The organism is Motiliproteus sp. MSK22-1, from assembly GCF_001968815.1.
Lineage (GTDB): Bacteria > Pseudomonadota > Gammaproteobacteria > Pseudomonadales > Balneatricaceae > Motiliproteus.
On the sequence record NZ_MIEQ01000074.1, the window covers coordinates 1 to 319 of the forward strand.

Annotated in this window: 1 protein-coding gene; it reads left to right on the plus strand. The window is 57.1% G+C overall.

Features of this window, described 5'->3' with window-relative positions; genetic code table 11:
• On the plus strand, window positions 1-319 hold a 319-nt coding region (locus BGP75_RS21485; RefSeq protein ID WP_143821143.1), incomplete at both ends, for a branched-chain amino acid ABC transporter permease.

The window sequence follows — 319 nt, forward strand, 5'->3', positions numbered from 1 at the left end:
TATGCGATGATCGCCTTTTTCTCTCTGGCGGTGGTGCTGATCTCCCTGAATATTATTGATTCCCGGGCCGGGCGTGAGCTACGGGCGGTGCATGGCTCTGAGTTTGCCGCGCAGATGATGGGGGTCGATACCGTGCGGACCCGTATTCATGTGTTTGTGCTGTCGGCGATGCTGGCCTCTCTGGCAGGCAGCCTGTTTGCCCATCAGCAAGCCTTTGTCAGCCCGGACTCTTTTGGTTTCTTTTTCTCGATTGAGATTGTCACCATGGTGGTGTTGGGCGGCATGGCCTCGACCTTTGGCGCCGTTTTCGGGGCGGTAA